Annotated in this window: 3 protein-coding genes; 2 read left to right on the top strand and 1 reads right to left on the bottom strand. The window is 57.8% G+C overall.

Annotated features, from left to right (window positions below; all coding sequences use genetic code 11):
* The coding region (locus tag K290_RS35015; RefSeq protein WP_202595640.1) for a hemagglutinin repeat-containing protein at positions 1 to 5,337 on the top strand (5,337 nt) is incomplete at its 5' end.
* Positions 5,334 to 6,152, top strand: a complete 819-nt coding sequence (locus tag K290_RS35935; protein ID WP_028754537.1) for a hypothetical protein — start codon at positions 5,334 to 5,336, stop codon at positions 6,150 to 6,152. The genes K290_RS35015 and K290_RS35935, both read left to right, overlap by 4 nt.
* Before the next feature lie 694 nt (positions 6,153 to 6,846).
* Here the strand turns inward: K290_RS35935 and K290_RS0125830 are convergent.
* On the bottom strand, positions 6,847 to 8,796 hold the full coding sequence (locus K290_RS0125830; RefSeq protein WP_028754536.1) for a HAMP domain-containing methyl-accepting chemotaxis protein: 1,950 nt from the start codon (positions 8,794 to 8,796) through the stop codon (positions 6,847 to 6,849).
* Positions 8,797 to 9,016 lie beyond the last annotated feature (220 nt).

Raw genomic sequence — 9,016 nt, 5'->3', positions numbered from 1 at the left:
CAATCGGGCGGCGTCGGCGGCACCGTGCCGGGCCAGGTCTTCCTGTTCGAGACGCGGGCCGCCTTCCTTGACGTCTCGACCTTCTACGGCTCGGGTTATTTTATCGACCGGATCGGCTACACGCCGGAGACCAAGGTTCCCTTCCTCGGCGATGCCTATTTCGACAATCAGCTCGTCGACGAACAGATGCGGCAACTGGTCGGCGATGGTCTCGGCGCCGGCTCCTTCATCCCCGGCAACAACGCCACCGATCAGATGAAGACGCTGCTCGACAATGGCGTGGCCTATGCCGAGGCGAACGGCCTTTCCCTCGGCCAGGCGCTGACGCCACAGCAGGCGGCGTCGCTCACCCAATCAATCGTGATCTATCAGGCCGAGGTCATCGAAGGCGCGCAGGTACTGGTGCCGGTGGTCTATCTCTCGGCCGCCGACCGCGCCAAGGTCAACAGTTCTGCTGCCGTCATCGCCGGCAACACGGTCAGCATCGATGCCGGCTCCGTCGACAATTCCGGCGCGATTGCCGCCGCCGACGGCATGACCATCAACGCCACGGACATCAAGGCGAATGGCGGCGTCTTCCTCGCCGGCGGCAACATGAACCTCAATGCCACCAACGGCATCACGCTTGCCGCCCAGACGATGAACATCGGCGGGCAGAATGTCGTCAACACCAATGCCGGTATATCGGCCGGCGGCAACCTGCAAATCGCTGCGGGCGGCACGCTGAGTTCGCAGGGCGCCAAGATCGCCGCCGGCGGCACAGCCCAGCTTTCCGGCAACAATGTCACGCTCGGCGCAGTCAAGGTTGACAATGGCGGCCAGCAGAATGCGACCGGCACCCGCATCACTACCGGCGGCAATCTCACTATTGCCGCCAACGACAACGTCGATATCAGCGCTTCCATGGCCAAGGCCGGCGGTAATCTGACTGTCACGGCGAAGCAGGGATCGGTCAACATCATCTCCACCGATGTCGCCCGTCTGACCAATGATGGCTACACCGAGACCGCGGGCACGGATCAACAGGCCTCACAGCTCATCGCAACAGGCAATCTGGTGGTCAACGGCAATGCGGGCCTTCTGATCTCGGGCGCGCAACTGTCGGCCGACCGCAATCTCAGCCTGACCTCGAAGGGCGATATCAATGTCTCGACGTCGCAGAGCCAGTCTTCATCGACCTTCGGCGGCAACTCGTCCTCATCGACGACACATACGGGCTCGGAGATTACCGCAGGCGCCGACATCGTCGCCAAATCGGGTGGCGACCTCAATGTCATTGGCTCGAAGATCTCCGCCGGCGGCTCTGTCGGCCTGCAGGCCAATGGCGATGTAACCGTCGCCGAGGCGACGGATTCCTCGATCCTGGACGTTCACTCCTCCTCGAAGAAGTCCGGCTTCCTCGGCACCTCGATCAAGGAGAAGGCCAACGGCCATTTGGAAGATACGACCGCGGTCGGTTCGGCGATCTCCGGCAAGGAGGGCGCGACCATCATCTCCGGTGGCGATACCACCGTCTCGGCCTCAACCGTTACCGCCGGCGATGCTGATCACGTTGCCGATCTCAATATCCAGTCCGACGGCAATCTGGTCGTCACCGCGGGCAAGGACACAGAGACCGAAAACGACAGCGCCAAGCGAAAGGGTTTCCTGCGCAACGGCAGCTCGAGCTACGACGCCTACAACGAGACGACGGTCGGTTCGCAGCTTTCGGCATCCGGCGACGTCAATCTCGATGCCGGCAAGGCTGCCATCATTGCCGGCTCGAAGGTCGATGCGGACGGCTCCATCAACGTCTCCGGCGACACCGTCGCTGTTATCGGCGCGCAGGAGAACCATCAGGTCGACAGCCAGCGCAAGGATTCCGGCCTCTTCGTCGGCTCCGGCGGCGGCTTCATCTCGCTCTACGGCAAGAACGAGAAAGACGGAAAGCAGTCCTCTACGAACAATGTCGGCTCCGAACTCAGCGCCGGCGAGGACGTCAATCTGACGGCCCGCAAGACCAACCTGAATATCATGGGGTCGTCGGTCAGCGCCGATCAGGACATCAATCTGTCGGCTGCGCAAGACGTCAATGTCACACCGGGTGCGGAAAGCTCGTCGGAATCGCAGACGCAAAAGAAGTCCGGCTTCGGCCTGTCCTTCTCGGCCGACAATGGCGGCTTCTCCATTGGCATCGGCGCTCAAAAGACCAAGGACGAGACCGCGCAGCAGTCCGACACCAACGCCATCTCGACGCTGACTGCCGGTCGTGATCTCAACATCTCTGCCGGTAACAACGTCAACCTGCAGGCAACCAGCGCGTCCGCGGAGCGCGACGTCAATCTCTTTGCCGGTAACGACATCAATCTGCTCTCGGCCAATGATGTCACCAACTATCAGGAGGCCCACGAGAAGACGTTTGCCGGCGTGACGCTTACGGTTTCGAGTCAGGTGGGGAAAGCGGCCCAGAGTATCTATAACTCGGCCGAACGCCTTAGCGACAGCGGTGGTGTCAATGCCATCACCAACACTGCCATTGCTGCGCTCGGCTTCTATCAGGGCTTCAAGGACCTGCAGAGCGTCTCTGACGATCTCGCCAAGGGCAAGGGCCTCTCCTTCAACATCGGTATCAATGCGGGCGTCAACCATCAGCAGAGCGAATCCTCCTCGACGACATCGACACCGGTGGTCACCGATATTCGGGCCGGCCGCTCAATCACCATGGAAGCTGAGAACGGTTCGATCACCAGCGATGGTGCGCAGATCTTGGCTGGCTACGGCAAGGACGGCTTGCCCACTATCCCCGGTGATCCGCTGACGGGCGACATCTTCTTGTCTGCCGAAAACGGCGACATCAATCTTAATGCAGCCACGGGTACGTCGGATTCATCGAGCTCGAACAGCTCCTGGAGTGTCGGTGTCGGCGTCAATCTCGGCTGCTCCACGGCGACGAGCAAATGCAGTGCCAATGTCGGCGTCAACGGCTCCTATGGCGAGGGCGGTTCGGATACCGCGTCCGTCAGCCATACCAACACTCATGTCAACGGCACCGGCGACGTCACGATCGTCACAAACGATCTTGCGCTTAGGGGCGCAACTGTTGCCGGCAACTCGGTGACGGCCGATGTCCGCAATCTGACAATTGAGAGCCTGGTGGATACCGCAAAGGCGAAGGCCGATCAGACGAGTGCCTCGGCCTATATCGGCACTGACGGCGTCAGCCTTTCCGGCACGTTGCAAAAGGCGGACGGCAAAGCGGCAGTCGTATCCGAACAGTCCGGCATCCACGCCGGCAGCGGCGGCCTAGATCTCAATGTTGAACAGCAGACGTCGCTGATCGGCGGCTTGATCACCAGTCAAGCTCCTGCGGCCCTCAACAACATATCCACCGGCACGTTGGTCACGCAGGACATCGACACCTATTCCAAGTGGAACGCCAGCACTTATGGGGGCTCGATCGGCACTAGTGGACTGACGATCGCCCCGCCTGTCAAGGACGGCGACAGCAACTCGGGGAAGGCTTACTCGGCGATCGGCGGCAATATCGGCATCACCATCACCGATCCGGCCCACCAGACGCAGGATATCGGCGCGATCCGCCGGGATACCGAGAACACCAACACCTCACTGCCCGGTCTGCCGGACCTGCAGAACATCTTACGCGAGCAGTACAAAACGCAGGCCGATCTGCAGGCAGCTCAGGTCACTATGGCAGGGCTTGTTGGGGATATTGCCAGCGAGTTCTACAAGCAAGCCGCTCTGAGCGGAGACCAGGCGGGAATGGACTACTGGAAGGAGGGCGGATCGGGCCGCGTGCTTCTGCACACTATCGGCGCGGGCGTCCTCGGCGGGGTCAACGGCTGGGAAGGCGCGATCAAAGGTGCGGCTGGCGCCGCTACCTCGGCGTTACTGACGCCTGCCATTGCGGACCTTGTCAAGGGCATGCTGAAGGACAGCAGTTTGTCGGCCGCTGATCGCGAGCAACTTGCCGCACTGCTTGGCGAGAGCCTGAGCGCCATTGTGGGCGGAGCTGTCGGTGGCGCCGAAGGCGCTGCATATGCTGCCACGCAATATCAATATAATTATCTGACGCATGAGCAGCTTGACGAAGCCAACAAGGAACGTGGTGAACTCCTCAAGAAGATTGCCGATTGCAAGGCCGGCCTTAATAATGGCTGCTCCGGCCAGACCCTAGCCCGGCTCGAGGGTAATTTGGAAGTCAGCACGGCCTACTACCGTCAGTTGTCAGATGCGAACAATGCGGCCTTGGTAAGCGCCTGTGCGGCCTCCTTCACGAGTGCGGCCTGCCTCTCAGGTCGTCAGGAACTTCAGAACGCCGTTGATGAAGAAAGCGGGCTTGAAGCTCACGTGCTCGGTACAAGCGCGATCAACACGCCGGATGCATTGCTGCTTGGCGTACTTAGCGATGTGACGGCCGGCCATCTCGCCCCTGATCAGATCGCCGCCCAATATCAAAAAGCGTTGGTTACAAACCAGGTCGTAATAAATGGTGTGGCTGCTCTGTCCGTACTAGTTGCGGCCGGCGTAACCATCGGTCCGGAGGTTTACGGGTATTGCGCAGCTAACAGCGCGGCCTGCGCCAATGCCGTTACCGAACTACTGGATTGCACCGTTACCGTGGCCTGCACGAGCACGGCCGGAGGCGTTCTTTCGGTGGGCGCTGCAACCAAAGTTGCTGGCGAATTGGAGCAATCCGCTAGCGCGGCGGCAGGAGCAGCGGGAACACGCACGATTTTCGCATCCGATGGGACCAGCGTCATTGTACCAGCTGGATACAGGCCGATCTTAACGAGCAGTGCGAGTGATGTTAGTGGCTTACCAAATGGCTTCGTCAGGGTCATTGATGACGCCGGTAATGTTGTAATTGCTGGACCTAATGGTGCAATTTACGCTGACGTTGCTGCTGCTCAGAACGCGGCAACTATCAGCACTAATGCTCCAACGAACACAGCGCAGGTGATAATAAATCGGCAAAACGGGGCTGAGTTTGAGCAGCAGGTTTTGGACGCCTTTGGGCACGTTGGCGGCGCCAAGAATACTACTCCTATAACTGTCACATTACATGACGGCACGCAGGTGACGACGATTCCCGATCTTTGGGGAGCAAACGTCGGCGGCATTCTCGAAGCTAAGAATGTTCAGAATCTCTCGATGTCCAATCAGTTGCGCGCTCAAATTCAAGTTGCTATTGAGACTGAGCAGCCGCTGAACTTGGTGGTAAGCTCTAGGACTCAAAGTGTTTCTGGCCCTCTTATCAATGGCGTACGTAGTACCGGCGGTAACGTATATGTGTATAATCCCGCGAGTGACCGCCTTACATTGTGGTTGAAAAAATGAAGTCTGACTTTTTAATCACAGTACAGACAAGAAACGACCTTATTCCCTGGGTGATGGGTGAGAAAATCCTATCGGTGCTATTTTCAGAAAGAAAATTAATACCTGAAAGGATAGCGACGTTCGGTGAGGTTACAAAGAGCCATGGGGTGAATATTGTCGGCATTGAAGATTGTAGAGAACTTTGGGCCTCGAAGGCTATAATGCGTGCTGGCGGCTCCCAGTATGAAGTTATAGAAGATTTTCATTGGAAAAGGGATAAGATTGCCAAGTCTCAAGGCGCCGTGACCTTTGCTAGCACAAGCGCCAAGGGCGTGAAGCGCCCGGGGAGTATCTTTTTTCAATCACAATATCGGCGAGAGATTGACTGGATTCAGCTGTTTCGTGCTTGGTGTGAAGCGGCATCTCCGTTTGCCGCTGTGCTACATCCATTTATTGCAGAGGATGGTCCGCGAAAAGGTAACACAGACATTAGGGAATACAACCATAAGGAAGAAATTTCCCAACAGGCGTGGTCCCGATTCTTGAGCGGGGAATTTCATTGCGAATTTCGAGCAGGAGAGACGAACAGTCTGGTATCTGGTCTAACTAACCTCGGATGGGCATCTTGGTTTGGAGAGGAATATGCCAAGGAAGTTAACCAGCAAGCTATATCTTCTGCGGGCTTTCCAGTCCTTAAGATTGGATGTGGTTATTTGGTCCAATTAACAAGTCATCCAAACGATGTGATTGGCGACTATCCAGCTTTCTCGAGACTTCGGGCTCATCTGAAATCTCTTTTCAGACCTGGCTTGTTCTTGATTGATGATGAACCCTAGTCTCACGCATCTTTCCCGCTTTTTTCGGGCAGCATAGCGGGCGTTCTAAAGTTAATCGCTATCCGTTGGCACTCAGTGATGTGATGGCCGCCAGCTTGCTCCTGATCAGATGAGAATTTAACACTTACAAACCTGGGCGGAAATCAATCCGCAATCGTTGGGCTGCGCGCGGAGTGGGCTTGCGCCCGAGGGCATGATCCCGCCAAGGCAGCAGCCGAGCATAGTTCGGCCATCGCCCTCCTTCGAGCCCATCGCACTCGGTCGATACAATTAACTATGCGAAAGACCAGCACAGCGTGAGCCAGCGTGGCGGGGTCATCTGGTTTGAGGCCGGCGGTAACGATGACTTTCTATTTAATTATGTCAGCCCGAGAGCACAATTAGGATTGGATCGGAGCAGATTTTTGATGCCAGCTACATTCCCGCGATGGAACGCCGCAGCAATCCGACCGTCCTGGCGTCTGAGGCCTCCGGCACAGAACGTGAGCCATGAAGGAAGTTCTTGCTGAGATTTACATCTCCATACGGTTCACGAAATTTGGCTCGTCGTGGCGTTGTTAGTCAGGCCGTGGTTCTGCATCGACTTGAAGCCCATGCTTGGGCCTCGCGATCATTTCAGAAAAGTGACGCTCGCTCCAAACCGTTACCACTCCACCCTTACTATCCCCACCCCGACCACAAACACCTTCACACTTCAGCTCCCATCCGCCACCGCATTCCCGCCAAACGCGCTCGCCAGCTTTGCGGTCAACCGCCGCGCGGGCGACGCCGATGGCCTCGATGCCGCGCTGGCGACGGAAACATTTGCGGGTCGGGTGGGAGCGAACGTCGTTTGCGCGCTTATTCTGAACTGCGACAGCAGTTGGAAGAGAGCCTCGGCCTCGGATGCCAGGTTGTGAGCCGCGGCGGTGGCCTGTTCGACCATGGCGGCGTTCTGTTGTGTGCCCTGATCCATCGTGTTCACGGAGGTGTTGATTTCCTTGAGGCCGGTTGCCTGCTCCTTCGAAGCTTCGACGATCGCTCCGACATTACCATCGACCTGCTGGACCTGTGTGACGATTTCTTCCAGTGCCTTGCCGGTTTCGCCGACCAGGGATACGCCGCTTCTGACATGGTTGTTGGAAGTGTTGATCAGATCCTTGATTTCTTTCGCGGCCTTGGCGGACCGCTGAGCCAGTTCGCGGACTTCCTGGGCGACGACGGCGAAGCCTTTTCCGGCCTCGCCGGCGCGTGCGGCCTCGACGCCCGCGTTCAATGCGAGGAGATTGGTCTGGAAGGCGATTTCGTCGATGACGCCGATGATATTGCCGATTTCGGTCGCGGAAGCCTCGATTTTGTCCATGGCTTCCACGGCACTGCGCACGACGCGTCCGGAGTGTTCGGCGCTTTCCTTCGTCTTGCGCACGAGGTGACCGGCTTCCTGGGCGCGGTTGCTGGAGCCAGACACCGTTATGGTGATCTCTTCCAGCGCTGCGGCGGTTTCTTCCACTGAGGCAGCCTGCTGTTCGGTCCTTTTCGCAAGGTCGTCGGAAGCAGAACGAATTTCCTGTGCGCCCGATGCAATGGCACTCGCATTCTCGGCGACCTTTTGCATCGCCAGCCGCAGCTTCTCGACGGCTTGGTTGAAATCGACGCGCAATTGGTCGAGCGAGGGAATGAACGGGCCGGTGATCTGGCGCGTGAGGTCGCCATTCGCCAAGGCCTGAAGGGCGTCTGCAAGCTGGTTCACCGCCGCATTGGTCTGTTCGGCAAGAGCCTCGCGCTCCGCCGCTTCGCTCTGCAGCCGGTTGCGTTCTTCAGTGGCTCGCCTTGCATCCGAATCCGCGTCGCGCTCAGCCTTTGCCGAGATCGCGTCACGGAGTGCTGCGACTGCGCGAGCCAGCATGCCGATCTCATCGCCGCGTTTTTCCAGCTTGCGATCGCCTTCCATATTGCCTTGCGCCATCGATACGAGCGAGGTCTGGAGTTTTGCCAGCGGTCCGACGATGGAGCGGGCGGTTAATGCAGCCGCCACGCTTGCGAGGAAAATCGCAATGGCAAGTGCCGTCAGAGCCAGCGAATTGAAGCCGCCCGCGGCGCTTCGTACATCGTTTCCGATCGATTTGTTGAGGGCTTCCTGATAGTCGATGAACTTGTTGATCGCCTTCAGCCAGGCGACGAACTGAGGCCTTGCCTGTTCCAGAAGGATCTTGCGCGCCCCTTCGCCATCGCCTTTTTCCTGTCGTGCTATGATTTCGGCGACGAGCGGATTGGTCTTGGCCTGAATGCCGGCAATTTCATCGAGGATGGCCTTCTCTTCAGCCGTTGCGCCGGCTGGCGAAGCGATCATGTCCGCCATCTTCTTTTCATTATCTGCATAGGTAGAGGCCAGCGTCTCGATAAGCTTCTCCACGGCTTGGCGTTCTTCCGCAGATGTGACGAGGGTCACGTCGCGGATTGCGATCGCCCTATCGTGAACACTGCCTCGATAGTTGATTGCATAGCGCTGTTTCACGCTGTTGACGTCGTTGATGACACCAAGGTTGCGGTCGATCGTCTCGACCTGCCGGATCGAATAGAGCGTCAAACCGATCATCAGAATGAGCAGAAAGCCAAATCCTGCTGCCAGGCGAGCGACGATGCCGAATGTTTTCCAATTTGCCATATGCAGGTCCCCACCCCTGGTTTTGGAATCCTGCTGCCATCAGGGCTAACAGGAGCAAGGGAAGGTTGCGTCGGCAAGGGTCCGTGTCATCGACCCTGCATCCCGAAAGTTTTCTGAGCGACGAATCATTCGCCCGCACCACGGTTCCCATCTAGTGTTACTTTTATGGGTAACATAGTTTACATTGTGTAAACCAGTTCAATAAAGCCCCTAAAAATAT

Origin of the sequence: Rhizobium leucaenae USDA 9039, from assembly GCF_000426285.1 — a bacterium.
Lineage (GTDB): Bacteria > Pseudomonadota > Alphaproteobacteria > Rhizobiales > Rhizobiaceae > Rhizobium > Rhizobium leucaenae.
This window is presented reverse-complemented; position numbering and strand designations above follow the sequence as displayed.